A 21,351-nucleotide genomic window follows, 5' to 3' on the forward strand; every position below is an offset into this window, starting at 1 on the left:
TGTTCCCACTTAAATCATAAACGGTCCGATTTTCGTCATAATCGACAAAAATGACCGACTTATACTTATATATTCGTTAGTTTTCTAAAAAAAGGGAGGGAAAGTAAAAACACGATAGCTTAAATGCCATCATGTTTCATTTTTGAACCTTATATCAATGTCCTACATCTGAATATGAAATGTAGTATCGTTGACCATCTTTAACAAAACTATACCAGTTTCCATCAGGTAAAATTTCATATTTATCCCAATCAACATCTCCGGCAGGAAGTGTAGAAACTGCTCCGCTATCTTTATCTGGTGCAGCATATACAGGTGTTTCCTCATCAAGTGTCAATGTTCCAGAAGTTGCTGTCCAAGCACCTCGACCACCTTCAACTCCTCCAACTTGAGAAGCTGGTGTTGTAGCTTCAGCCGTTTGTCCACCATCTGTAGTGCTTGCTTGAGCTTGTTCTTGAGAAGAAGCTTGTCCATTATCCTCTTCAGTTGAAGCCACTGACGATGAGGTTTGACTTGACTTACTATTTTTCTTAACGGCCTTACTTGAGCTTGAAGATGATTTCTTAACCGTTTTGACTGGACTACTACTTGTGCTTACACGAGCTGATTCATGGCTGTTAAATTTAGTCACCAAAAAGACAGCAAGGATAACTACGATAAGTGCTGATACTAAACCAATAATTTTACTTGTAATTTTCATGATTTATATTCCTTTTATTTATTTTTCGTTACAAATATATCATTTTTGTTTCTATATTTCAATACAATTTCATAAAATAATACAGAAATATTTCCCTGCCATCTTCTAAAATTGGATAGCCTTTAAAACTTAGTTAATCGCAATATAACGACGTGCACCTGAATATGATAAGTAAGAAATCCAATAGTGACCATCTGCCTGAATAAGGCTATCATAATTTACTGTATTTCCAGCATCATAATATGCCAACTCCGGTGCAGAAATCTTTGGTTCTGCTTTGATACTTGCATGGCCTTTAAAAGTATAAACACCACTATTAGGAATTGATGGTTTAGAAGGATTAGATGTAGTTGAAGCACTTTCTACAGTTGTCGTTGTTCCACCTACACCAATTTGTTTACCACTATCAATAACATAATAAAGATGGATAAGATATTCTCCTCTGTCATTCTTATGATCACTAATTTTTACAGAAGTCTTATAGGTACCATCAGATTGTTTAACAGCTTTATACCATTTCAGGTCATCTTGTCCATTTTTTGCTGACCAAATTGGAACTTGAACTTCTTTTAGTCCAACATTACTTGAAACATTTGAGATCACAACATCAAAGGTACCTGACTGGTCATTCTTATTTATAACATTAATGGTTCCCTTAACCTCTGGTTTTACCTCAGTTGAAAGTTTTTGTACTGGAATATAGCGACGGTTTCCTGCATATGATAGATAAGAAATCCAGACATAACCGTCTGCTTGGAGTGTTTTATCATAATTGACAGTATTTCCTGCTTCATAATAGGCAAGTTCTGGGGCAGACATTTTTGGTTCAGCTTTAATGCTTACTCTCTCTGTAAATTGATAAGATCCTGAAGAAGCTAAATTACTTCCTGTATTATCTGTTGGTGTTGGAGTATCAGGGATACTTGTATTTCCTCCTTTTAAGTCTTTAAAGTGGATGTAGCCTGTATAATGGGAAATTGGTAATGTTTGAGTATGGTAACTATGATCATATAAACCATTGATATACCAATTGTACTCCTCAATAATAACATTATCACCACGGACATCCGCTACCCATGCAACATGTCCATACCCGCCATCATCGAAATATGCTACAGATCCTCTAGCTGGAGTTTTATCTACACGATAGCCATACCCTCTAGCAGTAGCACCCCATTGGGCTCCATTCCCCAATGCTCGAGGTGGTTCAATATGGTTTACATTTTTTAATCTATAAGCAACAAAAGATGTACAGTTACCCATAGCATATCCCCATTGGTCGTATCCTTCAGCAAACCTCCACGCTGCTGGGTAATCATCACCAATTCTAGGATTAGTTGACATAGGTCGTCTAATATTTCCAACACTAAATAATCTTGAATAACCAGTACTTGGTGTTGTTGGCTTATTATCTGTTTTAATTTCAGGAACTTTTGGTTCAGAAATTTTCTCTGTTACAGTAACTTTTTCATTCTCCTTATCTTCACGTACCTCTGACTCAATTTTTTTATTTGTCTCATTTGAAATGCTTGTATCAGTAACTTTTTTATCAGATACTTTATCAGCATTTATCGCTACGTTAACCTTTTCTTCTACTGTAGATATTGATTCAGTAGTATTTTCAACTTTGTGAGTTTCATCCGCAGTAACTGTTTCAATATGCTGAGAACTTTCACTTGTCTTTTCTGGAGTCACAGCAGTTGAAGGAGCTTCAGCAGGTGCTAAACTTTCCTTTGGAATTGAAACAGTAGCTTCAGAAAGACCAATCTCAGCATTTGAAGAAGTTACTTTCTCTGATACAACTCCATTATCTCTAGTAATACTTGTAGTTGATTCAGAAACAGCCACTTGCTCATCAGCATGAGCAGTCTGTACACCAGAAAGTAGGAAAACTCCTAAAAGAACAGAAGCAGCACCAAAAGAGTACTTACGAATTGAGAAACGTTGAGCAACATGGTAAAAACTATTTTTCATAATAATATCTCCTTGTCTTTTTCATAACTCTCTCCTATGCAAAAGAGTATAGCACAACTATGACTATCAAATTGTTATAAATCGTAAAATGTCTAAAAATTGTCACTATTACAAATTTGTTATAATTGTTCGCACAAATCACAAATGTGGTTCTTATTTAGATTAAAATGTCGGTTTTTTGGAAATTTTACAAGTATTCTGGATATATTTTTAAATAAACAAATATAGGATCATATACTTGTTTTCAAAAGACAACAAAAGATGTGATTCAATCAAACCACATCTTCTATTTTTAGTGTCTGTTTAAAACGATAATCTTTAGATTGTGTTGACAAAGAACAATTAGGATACTTCCCTAAAATCTCTCGAACAGTGGACAGACCTATACCGCGGCCTTCTCCTTTACTTGAGCGACCAAGTTTAAAGATACCGACTGTATTGATAGATTCTTGAGCAATGGTATTCTCCACTATTACTACCTTTGTCTCTCCACTGATAAGAGCAATGTTTACTTCTTTAGCACTGCTATCCAGACTAGCTTCAATAGCATTATCCAAAAAAATAGACAACACTGTTATGAAATCCAACAATTCCATCCTCGATACTTCAAAGATATCACTGACCTCAAGGCGAATGGTAATAGACTGTCCCTGTGCTTCCAAAATTTTACTAGCCAGGACACCTTTAACGGCTTCATCTTTAATATTAATCAAGTTGGCAATTTCGTACTGTTTCCCCTCAATCCGAGTCTTTGTTTTTTCAAGGATGTTATCGTAGATATCGGAAATAATAGCCATATCCTTGGAGTCAATGCCATATTTGATACTAGACAAAACATTTAGGTAATCGTGCCTGAAGCGACGAATATCCGTATAGAGTTGCTCGATTTGTTGACTATAATGAGCCAAATCACTCATTTGCCTGTCTTTTTGGAGCAGGACTTCTTCTTTTAGTCTCTCACTGAAGGTCGCATTGATATAAACAAGGGTTGCAAGAAAGAGTAAAGCATAGGTCACCACGAGATAAACATGCCAATCTCTTCCTCCAGGGCTCTGTTGCACAAAAAAGGTAATATATTGGAGAAGGAGGGCATAAGATAACATTGATATATCTATGAGTAATAAAAAGTACTTTGAAAATGACTTTCGAAAACCATAGTTCAATGCTTTGAAATCCACTTTTAAGGTCTTAATGATTAACCAAAACACAGGAAAGACTAGCAACTCAATGACAAGGTTTAAATGAAAATGGTTAAGTACAATCAGATAATGACGATTGATGACCAAGGCAATCCCATAAATAATAAGATTGTGAACAAGACTTTCTATGATGATTGGAAACAAGCCATAGAAAATATCTAATAACCTATTGCCATAACGATTTCTGTAGAGGGAATAAACGACCAAGAAGGCATGTCCTAAAACATAGGACAAGGCTGGAGAAAGCACAAACAAAAATCGGATAATCAAGGGGATGATAATATACCATCTTAGCTTTATCTTCTCGGAGGTAATGTATTGATAAATGAGAATAAAGAGGATAATCTCCGCTAAAAAGTCTAGATTATCCAACAAAAAATTGATTGCTGTCATAGGCTGATTCTCTCAAGCAATTTCTTTAGTTTCAATTTTGAGACATAGCAAACGCCACCATTTTCAAAATAGACCGTCCCCGTACTTTTATCTAATTTGATGATATTTTCTGGGTTGATAAGGAAAGATTTGTGGCATTTAAACAGTCTAGAATCACTCTTTTCAATTTGAGAGAGACTGCCATAAAACTCAATCTGCTCCTCTTTAGTATAAAGGATAACCTTGTGAACGATATCTGACGTCTCAAAGTACAAGATATCATGAAAGGGAACCTGAATAACGGTCTTAGCATTCTCAATCCGAAAAGCATCTTCTGGATTCTGACTCTGTGTCTTTTTGCAGATTAATAAGATAACACTTTCCACACGCTTTTGAAAGTCCTCTCCCTCCAAAGACTTATCAATAAAGTCTAGAGCAGCCAATTGGTATTGAAAAGTTAAGGGCAGATACTCTGAATGGGTCGTGAAAAAAACAATATTGGCATAGGGGTCGCTCTTGCGAATCTGCTTAGCCACTTCCAAACCTTTTTTGGTATCATCTTTAATTTGAATGTCCAAGAAAAAGAGCTGATGAGACCCTCGCTCGGTGATCGACTCTAACAGTTGATTGGGTTTGTCGAAAACCTCAAAGTTGCCTACTTTAATGTTATGTTTCTTAAGAATCGTATAAATGACCTCTTCAATACGATTTTGTTGGATTAAATGATCTTCTAAAACATAGATGTTAAGCATAACATAACTCCTTCAGAATTATCATAAAAGTCACTATAGGTAAATATCTCTACTTCATAAAGGATTTAACCTTACTCTATCTAAAATGAGAGATGTCTGTCTCTTTATTTATTTTATAAAAATATTACATTTTTAACAACAGAACATATCATTAAAATAATAATATTTTTTCGTTTACTCCACCAAAAAACACCACCCTCTAAAGAGAGTGATGTTACAACTCTTAAGCAATATCCACGTAGCGTCTTGCACCACTATAGGTTACATAAGACAACCAGGTGTGGCCATCAGCTGTTAGGACCTTGTCATAGCGAACGGACATACCTTTATCATAGTAGGCTAACTCTGGGCTAGCAACACTTGGTTGAGCCTTGATAGAGCTAGGTTTTGTAAAGGTATAGGTTCCAGTTGCCGCTAGGCTTGGGCTTGCTGGTTGAGCAAGTTTAGCCACAGCCACATAACAGCGATTGCCATTGTAGCTGAGGTAAGAAAGCCATTGGTAACCAAAGAAAACAGATTTAGCTGCTATCTCTGATGAGGCTTTGAACAAGGGCTTATATGATATCGATCACCGTCCACGAAAATGTTTAGCTTACAGAACTTCTTGTGAAGCTCTAATAGAAGAGTTCGAGTAAATGTTGCACTTATTCTTGCAATTTATCTATAGATATTTTAAAACATTAAATGTGTAGTAAAGTCACCAAGAGATTACTAATATAAGTAGGTTTGAATACAGAAAAGATAATGTATCTGATAAATCTGTTCTTCTTTCTTGAAATAAGTGAATGTAAATACTACCTCCTACCAACTTACACATAATAACATTCAGCAACATTTTGTCCAATTCCTTTAGTATTCATATAGAATATTCAACCTTCAATAACGTCATCTTTTTGAATTCTGTTTGCTAATATTTTTGATATTATAGTTAGGATCACCAATGTAATCAATATAATTAAAATAATTATAAAATTATTTATTTGATATAATAGTGCTACAAAATTCCCTACTATAGATACTAAAATCACCGATGCAACTACTGATGTATTACTTGACTGTAAAATTTGACCGAATAATTGAGATAATAAAATTATAGCAAGTGAGAATAACGTTGAGAATATAACAATAAGCATAACTTTAAAAACATAACTCAGGAAGCTGATCATTGCAAATCCCGATGCATTTACAATAAAATAAAATATGAAATTCTCAAATAATACAACAGGGAAAAAATTAAATACAAAATAAGTACACAAAGCACAAACTTTACCCCAAAATATACTTGAACGACCACCAGGAAAAAGATATGTTTTTTCTCTTGCTTGCTTAATATAATGGTTTAGTAACAACCGATTAAACAGTACAACTCCATAAACAACCGCAACTGAGAATGTGACTGTTGTTGCCAACGCCATTACTCCAGTAGAAGAGTTTAAAATAGTCTGTGATTCAGAGGAATCAAATCGTCCAACCAAACTAAAAAATATTAAAAAACTGAAATGTACAATAATATTTGTCCAGAGCAAACCGCTAAAATGCTTTTTATTTCTTTTCAATTCATAATTACTTTGATTCAACATAAATTAGCCTCTACTTGATATTTTTGATATAAATCTTCTAATGTTTTTAAATCTCCAGATTTCATTTCTCTAAAATCAGATGTTTTTACTATTTTTCCGTTTTGAATCATGATAACTTTATCAATAACACTCTCTAGTTCTGCAAAGGAATGACTAGAAACAATAATTAATTTATCCTTCTGTTCTAACTCCACTAAAACTTTTTTTAATAACGAAATCCCCTCCCTATCTAAACCATTAAAAGGCTCGTCAAGTACTACTATATCAGGATTATGTAAGAGAACCAAAGCAATATTCAACCGTTGTTTCATACCTAAGGAAAGCATTGAAATTTTATCAGTCAAAGAAACAGTTAAACCAAATTCCTTTAAATACTTTTCTGCTTCAATGCATGCCACTCCATAGTATCGAATATGTTGTTCAAATACCTCTTCAATTGTCAAAGAATCATAGCTATCTGGAAAAGGAGAAATAAAACCAATTTTTTTCAAAAATTCATTTATGTTATTTTTAGTTACTAACTCGTTATCGATATAAATTTTTCCAACAAATGAGCTTAAACCTAATAAACATCTAAATAATGTTGTTTTTCCAGCTCCATTTTCTCCAATAAGCCCATAAATATGTGAAGAAGTCAGTAAAAGATTGATATTATTTAATAAAGTTTTCTGATCTACTACTTTTGTTAAATCAGTAATTTCTAGTACTGTCATTTTTATTTCCTCCTAGATAATATCGTTAATGATAGAGAGAATCCTACAATTGCCCAAGCAAGTAGAACAATGAAATGCTGAGAATTGATTTGCTCTAAGTCAAAAACACTTGCTCTAATCACCTGGCTTGAAGGTACAAAAGGTAAATAGTTATAAATTTTTTCTGTCCATTCAGGCAGTCTATTTGGAGAATAAATAATCGGTGAAAATAACAATCCTCCAATCATGATAAGTTGACTTATTAGTGATACAAGATTAGAGGGTAGCAAATAAGCAATCGCAAATCCTACCGAAAGCAAAGCAAATATGATCAATAAAATTGAAAGCATTGCAAAGACATCAAAGGAAATATCTAACCCAAATCCGAATCTACTAATTAGTAAACTAGATAAAATACCTGGTAGACATAGTAACCCCCAAATAAATAAATCTGAAAGTAAAATCCCTATTCTAGAGACCGGTAATGTTTTTTGATAGTCATAAACTCCATTTTGCTTAGCTTCACTAACAATTTGGGGAGCTAATACACAAGTTACTGCTATCACATTAATTGCTATTGCTCCTGTACAAAGATAAGACATCGTAATCGTATCATTGGCATTTGTAATGAATAAAAATCCGTAAATTATTGCAATGGATAATATAATTTGTACCATCACAAACACTGGAATATAATATTTATGTCGAATTAGACTCCACCTTACCAAGCCCCAAAACTTAGACTTATTTTTTTGATTGTTATTCATCAATATACTCCTCATAATCATCTGATAAACTTTTCAATTTTATATCATAAGAAATAATTTTATCTTCCCTTAACCACTCTAAAATCAATGATAGAGTTCTTTGTAATTGATTATCTTCTACAGAAAAACTCATACGTTTTTCAAACTTATCATATCGAACAGAAGTTTGATGTGATAAGTTGTCCAAAAGGCTTTCATCAACTACTAAAATAGATACTTGATGTAAAAGATGCCGCTCTTTCTTAATATCTGATACATTCACATCTTTTTGAATCTTTCCTCTATCAATCATTAAATAACGATCAGAATATCTTTCTACCTCAAATAGATTGTGAGTTACAATAATAACTGTCGCTCCATTATTTGCTAGAATGCGTAGATATCTCCACATTAGTGTACGCCTAAATGGATCTACATCATTTGTTGGTTCATCTAACACTATAATAGAAGGAGTATCAACAACCGTCATAGCAAAGGATGTTAAACGTTGTAAACCACCTGATAATTTTTCACCTGTGGTAGATTGCCATTTTTCAATCGCAAGATAATCCATTAACTGTTTTGAACTTTTATTTAACTCTGATTTTTTCATTCCTTTCAAAAGACCGATACATTCAATTGCTTCTTTGATTGTCACTCCTTTAATTGGAACTTGAAACTGCGGCATAGAAGAAACTAATTCTCGTGCACGATTTGGATGATTTGTAATATCAACTCCGTGAATATAAACTGTACCACTGTCAGATGAGACTGTACCATTTAATTGATTTAAAAAGGTTGTCTTACCTGCTCCATTATGTCCAACTAAAGAAACAATTTCTCCACTATAAAAAGTAACACTAACATCATCTGTAACAGTTTTTGTGCCATATGCTTTTTTTAAATTTTTAACAATAATAGTTTCTTTTTTCATATATACCTCATGATTTTTAATAGGAAAAATATAATTATCATGTATATTACAATAGTAATAATTGTGCTAATTACCTGACATATTCTCCATAGAAATTTCTCACTATCACTTAATGAATTCCTCTCAATTTCATATTCTATTTTCAATAATGGATTATCTATTAACATAAATAATAATAAACGTCCATCGGTGGAGTTATATAGACGAAATTGCCACAAAATACGAAGAAGCATTATATAGATAAACAGAGTTAGAAGTGGGCTAGCTATTCTATCACTTGCTAAGAATAAAGAAGCTAAAATTATACTGTCAGTTATTACCCCACCAAGTATCGCTATAGCCCTAGGAAATAGAGGCCAAAACCATACATGAGTTAAATTAACTGTTGCGACTGATTTTTTTAGAGAAAATCTTAGTGACTTTGCAATTCCCTTAAAATTATTCGAAAAAAGAATATGCATAATTTCATGAAAAATAGTTGTTAAAATTGAAAATACCACAGCAAATAATACAACGAATGTTAAGTTTTCATTCTTAAAATCATATGTAAGAAAACTCAAACTTCTTATTTTCGTGAAAATAACAGTAAATGATACTATTCCTAGTATAACAATGAATGTTCTCAAAATTTGTAAGTATTTTGTGTTATGACATGGGATTTCACCATCTCTTTCAAAGAATAAACTCTCTTCTAATAATTTATAAAGTTCACTATTCTTTTCAAGATCAGGCAATGAATTTATAATCGTTCCCTCCCATGTATCTTTATCAAATACCAACAACTCTGATCCATTAGAGTATAATAAATATTGATCCTTCTTTGTTTTTCTAAAATAAAGTGATTTTGATAGAGGATGACTTACTAAATATTCTCCTTTAACTATTCTCATAGTACCTAAAAATTTCCCATTTTTGGGAATCACCATTTCCACATGTTGGGCAATCATCAGAGTATCTTTCCCATGAGGGATGAGTAAATGATGATCCGTTTTCATAATTGATTTCATACTGTGTACTTAAACTACTTGGTTTAGCATAGCCAGTTAAGACACGGACAGCTTCATCCACAATTGCTGCAGTTAATTGAAATATAGCTGGTGCATATGCTATTGTCGGAGGATTGAATTCAATATTTCTAAAGCCTACAAATTGTTCCACAAACTTATCATCATGTAAAGTATAATGGATATTTAAACAATCAAAGCAACCAGTCACTTTAGGAATTACAGAAAATACTCTTCCTCGACTAACTTGAGAAGCCCCAAATACACATGGTAGTCCCGCTTTGATAATTGCTTGATTGACCGTTTTTTGAACTTGAAACGGTGGCTCATCAATCACACATATAACCAAATCAATACCATCAGTAAACTGTAAAATATCTTCCACAGATTCAATCTTTTTATTAAAGCCTTCAACATTAATTGTAGAATTCATTTCTTTAAGTGCATTCACAGCAACATCAACTTTTAATTTTCCTAAGTCTCTTTCTTTATATAACAACTGCCTCCCCAAATTACTCTTTTCAACTCTATCATAGTCAACAATTCGAATAGCTTTAGGTCCTAAGCCGGACAATAATGTTAATATATTTGAACCGCCACCACCAAGACCTAACAATAAGATTGAACTTGAACTAATTTTCTTTTGAATATCAATTGCATTCCTGTCATAAGTCATGTATCTACTAAAATAATTAATATTAGGATAATAACGTTCATCTATCTTTTCCAAATTATCGTCAGGAGTTTCTTCAATTAAATTTTCACTACTTAAAATATCAAGTCCATCAAGTACATCTTCTTCTGTTAAATCAGGAAAACTTTCAGTCATATGCTTAAAAATTTCTGTTATAGGTCGTCCATCTAGTAACTTAACAAGTTCAAATAACTTTCTCTCTGGATCTTCGAACTCTGTGGTAATTGAAAGCTGCGCTCCTATCCGAAATAATTCATCATTTAATTGATATACTGGATAAATAGGTTTTATTCTTGGTCTAATATATTGAAATTTCATATTTTCCTCTCCAAAAGTTACCAAATCAAATAATTCCAAACCGTCAAATATATTGATAGTTTCATTATTTTTCTATAATAGTTAAGGTATTAATCTATAATGAAAACGCATGACACGTCATGCGTTTAATAAAATTATGTACAGAATTTTAAAAAAACAGCGCTATTACGATTTAATAAACATACACTACAGATTTTTCTCTGCAGAAAGTTCAAACAATAACTGCGACAGCATTAGACAACAATCCACCAAGCTGTTGCATTTGCACTCTCAGCTTTACGTACTTTAATATTCTTCATACATCTTACTCCTTTCTTTTTAGTTAACAAAATAGAAAATATTCTCCAAACATACCTGAGGTATGTACATGTAGTTTAACATACCTCAGGTATGTGGTCAACTACTTTTCTAATTTTTTATTTTTAAAATATTTCATTTACTACTCACTGGTACATAATACTTTAAAAAATGCTATAATATGACTGACTAATTGTTCTTCTAAGTAATTAAACTCAACTTTCTTCTTTCAATTATTTAGTAGAGTACATCATTTCAAGAAAGGTGTTGATTTTGTAAATAATGGAAAATACAAGAGAACTAATACTTGCTGTTGCGACTGAACAATTTTTAAGAAATGGATATGAAAAAACAAAATTATCTGATATTATCAATGGTCTTGATGGTTTAACAAAAGGTGCTATTTATCATTATTTTGATTCAAAAGAGGATATCTTTAATGAAGTCGCAAATAATATTGGTAAACAAAATAAATCAATATTTGATGCTATTAAGTATTCAAATGATATAAATGGATCTGAAAAAATTACAAAATTAGTCTCTCTAAGCATCAACAATGAAATAATGGAAACAATTACTTCAATTACACCTAAGTTGATTCATAGCCCTAAACTTCTGGCTTCATTTCTTGAACAAATGCAAAAAGTAACTATTCCTGAATACTTCATTCCAATTATTAAAGAAGGTATCGAAGATGGCTCAATTATTGCAGATAATCCAAACGAGTTGGCAGAATTACTTGCTGTACTTTTAAATATATGGTTAAATCCTTTAATATTTAATACATCTAAAGAAACACTCATTTCAAAAATTAATCTAATAAATATTTGTCTAAATAATTTCAATATCAAAATTTCTATATAAATAGAAAGAGCCTCAGATAATGTGGCTCTTTCTATTTTTTCTACAATATCAACCTGATATAAAATAATAGAAGATATAAGCATTCAATTTTAAAGGTAGTGTAAAAAACACCACCCTCTAAAGAGAGTGATGTTTCAACTCTTAAGCAATATCCACGTAGCGTCTTGCACCGCTATAGGTTACATAAGACAACCAGGTGTGGCCATCAGCTGTTAGGACCTTGTCATAGCGAACGGACATACCTTTATCATAGTAGGCTAACTCTGGGCTAGCAACACTTGGTTGAGCCTTGATAGAGCTAGGTTTTGTAAAGGTATAGGTTCCAGTTGCCGCTAGGCTTGGGCTTGCTGGTTGAGCAACTGCTGTTGCCTTACCATCAATAGCAATGTAACGGCGGTTGCCTCCATGGCTGACATAAGAGAGCCAGGTGTGACCATCTGCAGTCACCACTTTGTCATAGTTAACGGACATACCAGCATCATAGTAGGCCAACTCTGGGCTTGCCACACTTGGTTCTGCTTTAATGCTAGAGCGTTCCTTGAAAGTATAGGTGCCAGATGAAGGTGTGCTTGGTTGAACCGGTTGTTCTACAGGTTTAGTCACACTCGTTGGTGCGATAGCCACATAGAAACGATGTCCTGAATAGCTGAGATAAGAAAGCCATGTATAACCGTCATTATTGACAACCTTGTCATAGCTGACTGACATGCCAGCATCGTAGTAGCTAACATCAGGGTTGGCTACCAAAGGTTGAGTCTTAATACCAGTACGAGCGGTAAAGGTATATGAACCTGAAGCTGGAAGGTTGTGGCGGGTTGCATTTTGAACTGGAACAGTTGTGCTAGTGCCTCCGATACCTACCATCTTACCATCTTGAACATAGTAGAGATGGACAATGTATTCACCTGCTTCAGCCTTATGGTCGCTAACATTAATGCGAACCTTGTAGCTACCATCACTTTGTCTGTCAGCTTGGTGCCACACAAGGTCATCTTGGCCGTCCTTAGCTGTCCAAACCGGAACACTTACGCCTTGGATAGCTTTATCCCCACCAGAAACATTGGTGATATGAACATCGAAACCAAGGTTAGAGAGATTTTCAATATTGATTGTACCGCTTGGTTTGCTTTCTTGTTGAGCAAGTTTAGCCACGGCTACATAACGGCGGTTGCCATTGTAGCTGAGGTAAGAAAGCCATTGATAACCATCACCACTGACAATCTTGTCGTAGTTGACTGACATGCCAGTATCATAGTAGGCCAACTCTGGACTTGCCACACTTGGTTCTGCCTTGATACTAGAGCGTTCTTTGAAGGTGTAAGTTCCTGCATCAGGAAGGCTATAACTAGTAGTTGTGTGAGTTTCTTCAACCTTGGCAGGAACTGTGTAAGTTGTGCCACCCACACCAACTAATTTACCATTAGTTTCAACATAGTAAAGATGAACATTGTAGAGACCACGTTCATTCTTGTGGTCACTTAGACTGACATTAACCTTGTAGTTACCATTGCTGAGACGAGTCGCATTGTACCAGATGATGTCATCTTGACCATTCTTTTCAGACCAGATTGGAACAGATACTCCGAGGACACCGTTTTGATCTGATACATTACTGATAACCACGCTAAAGTCACCATTGTCATGACTTTCAATAGCGATAGTTCCTGTTGGTTTAGCCAGAGCCTCTGCAACAGCACCTAAGTCGACGTAACGACGAGTGCCATTGTATGACACATAAGAAATCCAACGGTGGTTGTCAGCAAGCAAAGATCTATCGTAGTTGACTGACATACCAGGATCAAAATTGAACTCAGTCTTAGCAGTCAAGCTAGGTTGGTTCTTCACATCTGCAGGTTTAGTGAAGTAATAAGTACCACGTTCAGGGATAGTTTCATCACTAGTCGCTTCAGTGGTGCTACTAGTGCTTTCAGACTTCAAAGCTGCGATATCAGCGTAGTAGCGTTCATAGTCGTAACCAATGTAAGAAATCCATTGGTGATTGTCTCTCTTCAAGACCTTGTCATAGATAACATGGTCGCCTGCACTAAAGACAAAAGTAGGTTTGATATCCATGACTGGAGCTGTACGAATTTCAGTTGTACGACGGAAATAAAAAGTACCGTTTGATGGGATATCAAGAGAACCATCATCAGTCACTGGACCATCCACACCAGGCTGACTAGCATTAGTTAAGACAGTACGAAGACTAGCATCGACAGCTTCACGGTCAGTAGGTCCAGCTTCAGCAACTTCTGAAGTCGCTGAACGGTCAGTTTCACTTGCCACTTCTGAACTAGCCACTGATGACACTTCTGAACGTGGGCTAGCCACTTCTGATCTCGCAACAGAAGCAACAGCGGATGCAGACTGAGCAACCTCTGCCGGTACTTCCAAAGAAGCAACCTCACTAGCCACTACACTACTAGCTTCAGAAGAAGCAACTTCACTGCTAGCAAGCTTAGGTCTTGGTGCTTCAGATCTTGAAGCTGGTTGATTGAGGACATCTGTAACAGCTTCTGAAGTCGCCTGATCAATTTGAAGGGGTTCAGAATTATTTACAAAAACTTCATAATCCTTGCTGGTACTTGTGCTGTTGGCTTGTTCCTGAGCCAAAGCATGTCCACCAAGCATCAAGCTCGCACCAATCAAGACTGATGCAGCTCCAAAAGAATATTTACGTATTGAGTAACGTTGACGTTCCTTAAAAACATATGCCTTTCTCATTGTAATCACTCTCACTTTCTAGGCTGTTTGATAAAAATTGGAACCGTTTTCATACTTCTATTATACTCCTTTGAAATATTTTTTACAATTATTTCAATATTATTACTAAACTTTATTTTGTAGAAAATTGATCGACAATCTTTTCGATAACTATTATCTACTCTAATGAAGTAAAGTCCTTAGCTATATCTAAGGACTTTTCCTACATCTAATTTCTTGACACATTAAGCAAATCTGAATAGATTAATCAATTCATTCCGAGTTAAATTGACTATAGATATCATTCTAGTCTAAGTCTGATTCATCATAAATGTATTCTTCTAAATGTTCAGTCACTGTAATCTCATCACAGGAGCTAACATTTTGAAAATCCTTAATGTAAACAATTTTATACTGATTTGGTAGAAGTACTGGAAAGGCAATTGGCTTACCATTCTTACACACGCGAAACATCTGAAGGCTATCTGTTACGTTACTAATAAAGACAAACGGAAACAAATGAGGACTGGGAGAATTCAAATAGTGATAGGTACCCTTCAAGGTGCCACTAGTACTTCTTACTTCACCATGTTCTTTTTGAGACATTTTTAAAGCGTGCTCCTTATACTACTTGGGATTTCCTTTTCTTAAGTACTGAGGGACAATACCATTAATCTAATTTATTGTAAACATGCATCCGACCATATATCGCATCAGAACCGAAACGAATCTGTCCGTTACTATCAAAGAAAATTGGGTCACTGGTTGGCCCATCATTATGAGCAAAACCTGCTACATAACCGCCATCTTGAGCAAAACCATTAAAGAGCTGACTACTTGTATCACTATAACCACTTTCAGCACCAACACGGGTTACACTACCGGATGGGGATACTGTAATTGTGTCCCCTAAGTCATTTTGATAAGTACCAGCAACACTAGAGAAATCACCATTAGCCATAGCCGTAGCATCAACTGCTGCGGTAGCTGGTGTTTGTTCCGCTGAAGCAGCTGGTTGTTCTGTCGCAGTTCCTTGATTTACTCCAGCTGTTTCTTCACTAGGATTTGTTGGGGCAACTTCTTGTTGAGCAGATCCAGCAACATTTCCGGCTGATGTTTGTGAATCCTTTTCTCCAGAGGTTGCTTTTGAGACTTCTTCTGAACTAGAAGATTTTGTCTTTTGCTCAGACTTCTTAGTTTTTTCTTTTGAAGATGACGATTTTGACGATTTCACTTTCTGACTAACCTTACTAGAGCTAGATGTTAATGTGGCTTCTTTCTTGTTATTACCACATGCACCAAGTAATAGAACGGAAGTCAAAGCGAGTGCGGTTAAAGTTGTGAAACGTTTTGAAGACTTTTTCATGATGAATCCTCCTTCATAGAATAGCAAGTCTACATAAAACTATTCAAGATAAATTGAATTCGCTGTTCTCACTTAATCTTTATACCTATAGTTTACATCAGATTAAAAAAAAGAACAGGACACGTATGTCCTGCTCTATTCTTTCATAGCATCTCTCATTTTCTCTGATATGATGTCAGCTAAAGAGGTATCTTCTAATAATCTAGCCATGATTATACCTTCTTGATAGGCCTTTTTAGCCTCAAAAATATCATTCTTTACAGCATATAGATACTGTCCCTCTAGCATTCTCAAAATTGGTTTTTTCTGATAATCTTGAGTTTCCTCCATAATGCGATGCAGTTGATTGAATGCTATCTCAGATAAATGAAATTTTTTTCGTTCATATTCAACTATTGGAACCATTAATAAGGCATCCCTAAGTAAAAATAAATACTCCATGGGAATATTATCATAACTATTTATAAGATTTCTACAAATTGTATAAAAAGTCCCTTCGCTAAACTCATCTGACCTCATACTATCACCATCTCCTAACGAGATTTGATATAGTTCTATAAGTAGTAGGTCATTGATAGTGTATACCCTTTTCTCACATAATGAAGGTAAACTCTTCTCCAATATGCTCATGCCAAATTTTTGGTGTGTCTTTGAAGTATATGAGTAAAGTTTTGACTGAAAGATATCAACAACCCTCTGTTCATCGACTGGCAAATCATCATAATAGACATCAATAATTTTACCCAGCTTTTCGTCTAGTTTCATTAGGTTATTGGGCTTATCTAGACTAGTCGCATGCATCAATTGATATTTAAGATTGAGGTATTCTACCGGCAGCTTTGAGACGACTGTACTCTCTCCAAGCAATTCCGATAAAGATATATTCAGACGTCTTGCCAAGTGCTCTAAGGTCTCTAGTTTAGGTTGAGATTTCCCTGTTTCTATACGTGTCAATTGCCGTACTGATAAAACCTCATCCCCTTCACAAAATTCTTCTTTAGTGAGTCCTTGTGCTAATCTCAACTCTCTTAACCGATGACCAAAGTCTAGTCCAAACATCGCTAGCTCCCTTTTACTTGAAACTATTATAATTTTTATGATTTGTAATAGTATATCACTCAATATTCACTATTTCAATTTTGAAATGAAAAATAATTATCACTTTCAATACCACTTACAAAGAAAAAAGGTAGGATTTTCATCCTACCTTTTCAAGTTTCTTTTATTGTATCACATCTTAAAACTGTTCTGCTACCGCTGAAAGAAGGTCTTGGATACCATTAGCATCGCTACCACCGGCCATGGCCATATCTGGTTTACCACCACCACGACCTGATACGATTGGTGCAAGAACCTTGATAAGATTACCTGCATGAACATCTTTAGACTTGCTTGCTACAAGGACATTAACTTTTTCGCCGATGTGAGCCGCAAGGACAAGAACATCAGAGTAGTCTGCTTGTTTCCATTGGTCAGCAAAAGTACGAAGGGCACCAGCATCAGAAACTTCTACTTGACTAGCAATGTAACGAACACCGTTAGCTTCTTTAACATCTTTGAAGACGTCACCAGCCGCAGCTGCAGCTGCTTTTTCTTTAAGAGCAGCATTTTCTTTTTGAAGGGCATGCAATTGTTCTTGAAGGCTAGCAACCTTGTTAGGCACTTCTTTCAATTGTGGAGCCTTAAGTGTTGCTGCGATTGATTTGAGAGCATCTTCTTCTTCACGATAAGCAAGGTAAGCTTCACGTGATGTAACTGCAAAGATACGACGTGTTCCTGAACCGATACCTTCTTCTTTAACAATCTTGAACATACCAATTTCAGCAGTGTTGGCAACGTGAGTACCACCACAAAGCTCAACAGAGTAGTCACCGATTGAAACGACACGAACATTCTTACCATATTTTTCACCAAAGAGGGCCATAGCTCCCATTGATTTAGCAGTGTCAATATCTGTTTCAATAGTTGTTACTGGAGTTGCTTTCCAGATTTCTTCGTTGACTTGTTCTTCGATAGCACGTAATTCTTCTGGAGTTACCGCCTCAAAGTGAGTAAAGTCGAAACGCAAGAATTCTTGCTCGTTAAGAGAACCAGCCTGAACTGCGTGATCACCAACGATGTTATGAAGGGCAGCATGCAAAAGGTGAGTTGCTGTGTGGTTCTTCATGACACGATGACGACGTGTGTGATCAATTTCAAGTTTGTAGTTAGCTCCTACAACAAGTTCACCTTCAACCTCAACAGTGTGAAGGGCTTGTCCATTTGGTGCTCGTTGAACATCAACAACACGCGCAACGACAGTACCCGCTGCATCTGAGATAGTACCGTGGTCTGCTACTTGTCCACCCATTTCAGCGTAGAACGGTGTTTGTTCAAAGACAAGGAGGGCTTGACCAGAATTTACACTATCATGACGAGCATCATCAGCAACGATTACGCTCAAACGGCTTTCTGCAGTTTCCGCTTCATACAAGAACTCAGATGGTTCAGTGATGTTAGCAAGCGTTTCATTTTGCATACCCATAGAACCACCTTTGACGACGCTAGCACGCGCACGGTCTTGTTGTTCTTTCATGGCAGCTTTGAAACCTTCATGGTCAATCTTGAAGCCTTCATCTTCAGCCAACTCTTCTGTCAATTCCACTGGGAATCCGTAAGTATCGTAAAGTTTAAAGATGTCTTTACCTTCAAGCGTATCTTTACCAGATTTCTTAAGGTTGGCAAGAAGCTCATCAAGCATGCTTGAACCTGCATCAATAGTACGTGCAAAGGTTTCTTCTTCACGTTTAACAATTTTCTCGATAAAGTCTTTCTTCTCAAGAACTTCTGGGTAATAGCTTTCCATGATTTGACCAACAGTTGGGACAAGTTTGTACAAGAAAGCGTCAGAAATACCGAGGCGACGACCGTGCATTACGGCACGACGGAGAAGACGACGAAGGACATAACCACGACCTTCATTACCTGGAAGGGCACCATCACCGATGGCAAAGGCCAATGAACGAATGTGGTCTGCAATAACCTTGAAGCTCAATGTGTCGCCATCTGGATCATAAGTTTTACCAGACATTTTCTCAATTTCACGAATGATTGGCATGAAAAGGTCTGTTTCAAAGTTTGTTTTAGCCCCTTGCATTACGGCTACAAGACGTTCAAGACCTGCGCCCGTATCAATGTTTTTATTAGGAAGTTCTTTGTATTCTGAACGTGGAACAGCTGGATCTGCGTTGAATTGTGACAAAACGATGTTCCAAATTTCAATGTAACGGTCGTTTTCAATATCCTCTTCAAGCAAGCGAATACCAATATTGTCAGGGTCAAAATCTTCTCCACGATCAAAAAAGATTTCAGTATCTGGTCCTGAGGGTCCTGCACCGATTTCCCAGAAGTTATCTTCGATTGGAATCAAATGACTTGGATCAACTCCACAGGCAATCCAGCGATTGTATGAATCTTTATCATCTGGGTAGTAAGTCATGTAAAGTTTATCTTTTGGAAAATCAAACCACTCTGGGCTTGTCAAAAGCTCATAACCCCACTCAATAGCCTCATCACGGAAGTAATCACCAACTGAGAAGTTACCAAGCATTTCAAACATCGTGTGGTGACGAGCTGTCTTACCAACGTTTTCGATATCGTTGGTACGAATAGCCTTTTGTGAGTTGGTGATACGTGGATTTTCAGGAATCACAGAGCCATCAAAGTATTTCTTCAAAGTGGCAACCCCTGAGTTAATCCAAAGAAGGGTTGGGTCGTTAACTGGAACCAAGTTAGCAGATGGTTCAACAGCATGACCTTTTGATTTCCAGAAATCAAGCCACATTTGGCGAATTTGTGCTGAAGTAAGTTGTTTCATTTTTTCTCCTTAATTATTTCTTAATTTATACCATTAAAAAAGTACCAAAAGTATAAAAGACAAGGCCACTAAACGAAGGGCGACGTGAACCGCGGTACCACCTTCATTCAATGAACTTGTCATTCTTATTTGTCTTTAATTGTGAACTTTGAGTAGCAAGTAACCAGATTCATCCATGGCTCGCAGCGACCGCCATTTTTCTGTATCAGAAGCGATGATTACCAATCTCAAAGGGATGGGCAAAAATTTCATGATATTAAAATCTTTAGCCACTCTTCATTTTAACGTGTTTTAGGTCTTAGGTCAAGCTGATAATGGCTTTACCAACTCCATTTTATGATTTATTTGCTAGAGCTTGATGATGACGTTTCAGAACCAGTTGCATACTGATCAAGAATTGCGCTAAAGGCTTTATCTACAACCTTAACATTGTATTTCTTAAGAATATCAGCAATCACTGAGTTAGTGAAGTTAGTATCAGCTTTCTTACCATTGATGATAACCTTAGTCAAATCATCCTTGTAGTTTTTCCAATCTGCATTTTTCTCAGATTTTGAAACAGTCTTAACGATATAGTAAGTTGCAGCACCAGTTGAACTGTTTGAAACAGTCACGACATCAGAAACGGCATTTGCATCTTGCTTGAAGGCCGCTGTCAAAACATCTGTCGGTAAGTCTTGAGAAGCTGAGTTAACTGTCTTAGAAGTCACTTCCAAGCCGTTATCTTTAGCAACTTGTGAGAAGTCTGCTCCTTCTGCTTTAGCTTCAGAGGCTACTTTATCTGCCACTGCTTTATCAGTAGTTGAAACGACTTGCACCTCTGTATTTGGTGTGTAGTTATCATAAGCAGCCTTGTAATTTGCTTCCGTCAACTCTTTTTGTGCAGCTTGGTTAACAGCGTACTCAACCAATTTTTGTGTACGGATTTGATTACGGTATGACTCTTCTGTTTGACCATAGGCTGCAAGTACTTGTGAGAATTGATCTCCATATTGTTCTGCAGCTTGTTTATAGGCTTTGTCAACATCTTCGTTGCTGACCTTGCTACCGTATTCTTTTTCAAGAGCCTTTTGCAAGGTTGCACTCAAGACACTTTGTTGTGTCTGGCTGCTACCTTTAAGTGAATCAAAAACATCACCAACAGTAACAGTATCACCTTTCATAGATACCAAAGTTGTTTCCTCAGTCGTTTTGTTCCCTAGAGAAACGTACATAACACCAGCACCAACAAGGGCTGAAACAGCCACAAGGGCAAGACCTCCGAGGAAGCGACCACCTGAACTTGGTTTACCAGCATCAC

The 21,351-nt window shown here is 36.0% G+C and carries 17 protein-coding genes and 2 pseudogenes; 2 read left to right on the top strand and 17 right to left on the bottom strand.

The window, feature by feature from the left end; all coding sequences use genetic code 11:
• Positions 1-154 precede the first annotated feature (154 nt).
• From RWZ99_RS06250 to RWZ99_RS06270, 5 genes and pseudogenes are all read right to left on the bottom strand, one after another.
• Positions 155-700: a transcriptional regulator gene (locus RWZ99_RS06250; RefSeq protein WP_314677134.1), complete on the bottom strand. Its 546-nt coding sequence runs from the start codon at positions 698-700 to the stop codon at positions 155-157.
• Positions 701-829: 129 nt separating this feature from the next.
• Positions 830-2,674, bottom strand: a complete 1,845-nt coding sequence (locus RWZ99_RS06255) for an SH3 domain-containing protein (RefSeq protein WP_314677135.1) — start codon at positions 2,672-2,674, stop codon at positions 830-832.
• A 272-nt stretch (positions 2,675-2,946) separates the two neighbouring features.
• Complete coding sequence (locus RWZ99_RS06260) at positions 2,947-4,266, bottom strand: GHKL domain-containing protein (RefSeq protein ID WP_314677136.1); 1,320 nt, start codon at positions 4,264-4,266, stop codon at positions 2,947-2,949.
• Positions 4,263-4,997 carry a response regulator transcription factor gene (locus tag RWZ99_RS06265; protein WP_314677138.1) on the bottom strand — a complete coding sequence of 245 codons (735 nt, stop codon included), beginning with the start codon at positions 4,995-4,997 and terminating at the stop codon, positions 4,263-4,265. The genes RWZ99_RS06260 and RWZ99_RS06265 overlap by 4 nt, the downstream gene beginning before the upstream one ends.
• A gap of 223 nt (positions 4,998-5,220) precedes the next feature.
• Positions 5,221-5,502, bottom strand: a pseudogene (locus RWZ99_RS06270) (SH3 domain-containing protein); the annotation flags it as partial.
• Here RWZ99_RS06270 and RWZ99_RS06275 point away from each other — a divergent pair.
• Positions 5,501-5,632: pseudogene (locus RWZ99_RS06275) on the top strand (IS30 family transposase); the annotation flags it as partial. The pseudogenes RWZ99_RS06270 and RWZ99_RS06275 sit on opposite strands and share 2 nt — an antisense overlap.
• 234 nt (positions 5,633-5,866) lie before the next feature.
• On the opposite strand, the gene RWZ99_RS06280 reads toward RWZ99_RS06275, so the two are convergent.
• The 6 genes from RWZ99_RS06280 to RWZ99_RS06305 are packed head-to-tail and all read right to left on the bottom strand — an operon-like array spanning position 5,867 to position 10,965.
• Positions 5,867-6,577 carry an accessory regulator AgrC gene (locus RWZ99_RS06280; protein ID WP_314677139.1) on the bottom strand — a complete coding sequence of 237 codons (711 nt, stop codon included), beginning with the start codon at positions 6,575-6,577 and terminating at the stop codon, positions 5,867-5,869.
• Entirely contained in the window at positions 6,571-7,290 is a 720-nt protein-coding gene (locus RWZ99_RS06285; RefSeq protein ID WP_155211943.1) for an ABC transporter ATP-binding protein, read from the bottom strand. Before RWZ99_RS06285 ends, RWZ99_RS06280 begins: the two co-directional genes overlap by 7 nt.
• Positions 7,291-7,292: 2 nt before the next feature.
• Positions 7,293-8,036, bottom strand: coding sequence for an ABC transporter permease (locus RWZ99_RS06290; RefSeq protein WP_314677141.1), 744 nt, complete (start codon positions 8,034-8,036; stop codon positions 7,293-7,295).
• Positions 8,029-8,949, bottom strand: a complete 921-nt coding sequence (locus RWZ99_RS06295) for an ABC transporter ATP-binding protein (RefSeq protein ID WP_314677143.1) — start codon at positions 8,947-8,949, stop codon at positions 8,029-8,031. The genes RWZ99_RS06290 and RWZ99_RS06295 overlap by 8 nt, the downstream gene beginning before the upstream one ends.
• A complete protein-coding gene (locus RWZ99_RS06300) occupies positions 8,946-9,896 on the bottom strand; it encodes a lantibiotic ABC transporter permease (RefSeq protein ID WP_314677144.1) in 951 nt (316 codons plus the stop codon). The genes RWZ99_RS06295 and RWZ99_RS06300 overlap by 4 nt, the downstream gene beginning before the upstream one ends.
• Entirely contained in the window at positions 9,826-10,965 is a 1,140-nt protein-coding gene (locus RWZ99_RS06305; protein ID WP_314677145.1) for a ThiF family adenylyltransferase, read from the bottom strand. The genes RWZ99_RS06300 and RWZ99_RS06305 overlap by 71 nt, the downstream gene beginning before the upstream one ends.
• A gap of 579 nt (positions 10,966-11,544) precedes the next feature.
• Here RWZ99_RS06305 and RWZ99_RS06310 point away from each other — a divergent pair.
• Complete coding sequence (locus RWZ99_RS06310) at positions 11,545-12,126, top strand: TetR/AcrR family transcriptional regulator (RefSeq protein WP_314677146.1); 582 nt, start codon at positions 11,545-11,547, stop codon at positions 12,124-12,126.
• A gap of 141 nt (positions 12,127-12,267) precedes the next feature.
• Here the strand turns inward: RWZ99_RS06310 and RWZ99_RS06315 are convergent, their stop codons facing one another.
• The 6 genes from RWZ99_RS06315 to RWZ99_RS06340 form a co-directional block, all read right to left on the bottom strand.
• The gene (locus RWZ99_RS06315; protein WP_314677148.1) at positions 12,268-14,850 is read right to left on the bottom strand and encodes an SH3 domain-containing protein; all 2,583 of its coding nucleotides are present in this window, start codon (positions 14,848-14,850) and stop codon (positions 12,268-12,270) included.
• 285 nt (positions 14,851-15,135) lie between these two features.
• Complete coding sequence (locus tag RWZ99_RS06320) at positions 15,136-15,435, bottom strand: hypothetical protein (RefSeq protein WP_314677149.1); 300 nt, start codon at positions 15,433-15,435, stop codon at positions 15,136-15,138.
• A gap of 64 nt (positions 15,436-15,499) precedes the next feature.
• A complete protein-coding gene (locus tag RWZ99_RS06325) occupies positions 15,500-16,195 on the bottom strand; it encodes a DUF6287 domain-containing protein (RefSeq protein ID WP_314677150.1) in 696 nt (231 codons plus the stop codon).
• Positions 16,196-16,330: 135 nt separating this feature from the next.
• Positions 16,331-17,254 carry a helix-turn-helix domain-containing protein gene (locus tag RWZ99_RS06330; protein ID WP_314677151.1) on the bottom strand — a complete coding sequence of 308 codons (924 nt, stop codon included), beginning with the start codon at positions 17,252-17,254 and terminating at the stop codon, positions 16,331-16,333.
• A gap of 178 nt (positions 17,255-17,432) precedes the next feature.
• Positions 17,433-20,051, bottom strand: a complete 2,619-nt coding sequence (alaS, locus tag RWZ99_RS06335) for an alanine--tRNA ligase (RefSeq protein WP_314677152.1) — start codon at positions 20,049-20,051, stop codon at positions 17,433-17,435.
• A gap of 341 nt (positions 20,052-20,392) precedes the next feature.
• The coding region (locus RWZ99_RS06340; protein WP_314677154.1) for a peptidyl-prolyl cis-trans isomerase at positions 20,393-21,351 on the bottom strand (959 nt) is incomplete at its 5' end.

The sequence above is a fragment of the uncultured Streptococcus sp. genome (assembly GCF_963545685.1).
Taxonomy (GTDB): Bacteria; Bacillota; Bacilli; order Lactobacillales; family Streptococcaceae; genus Streptococcus.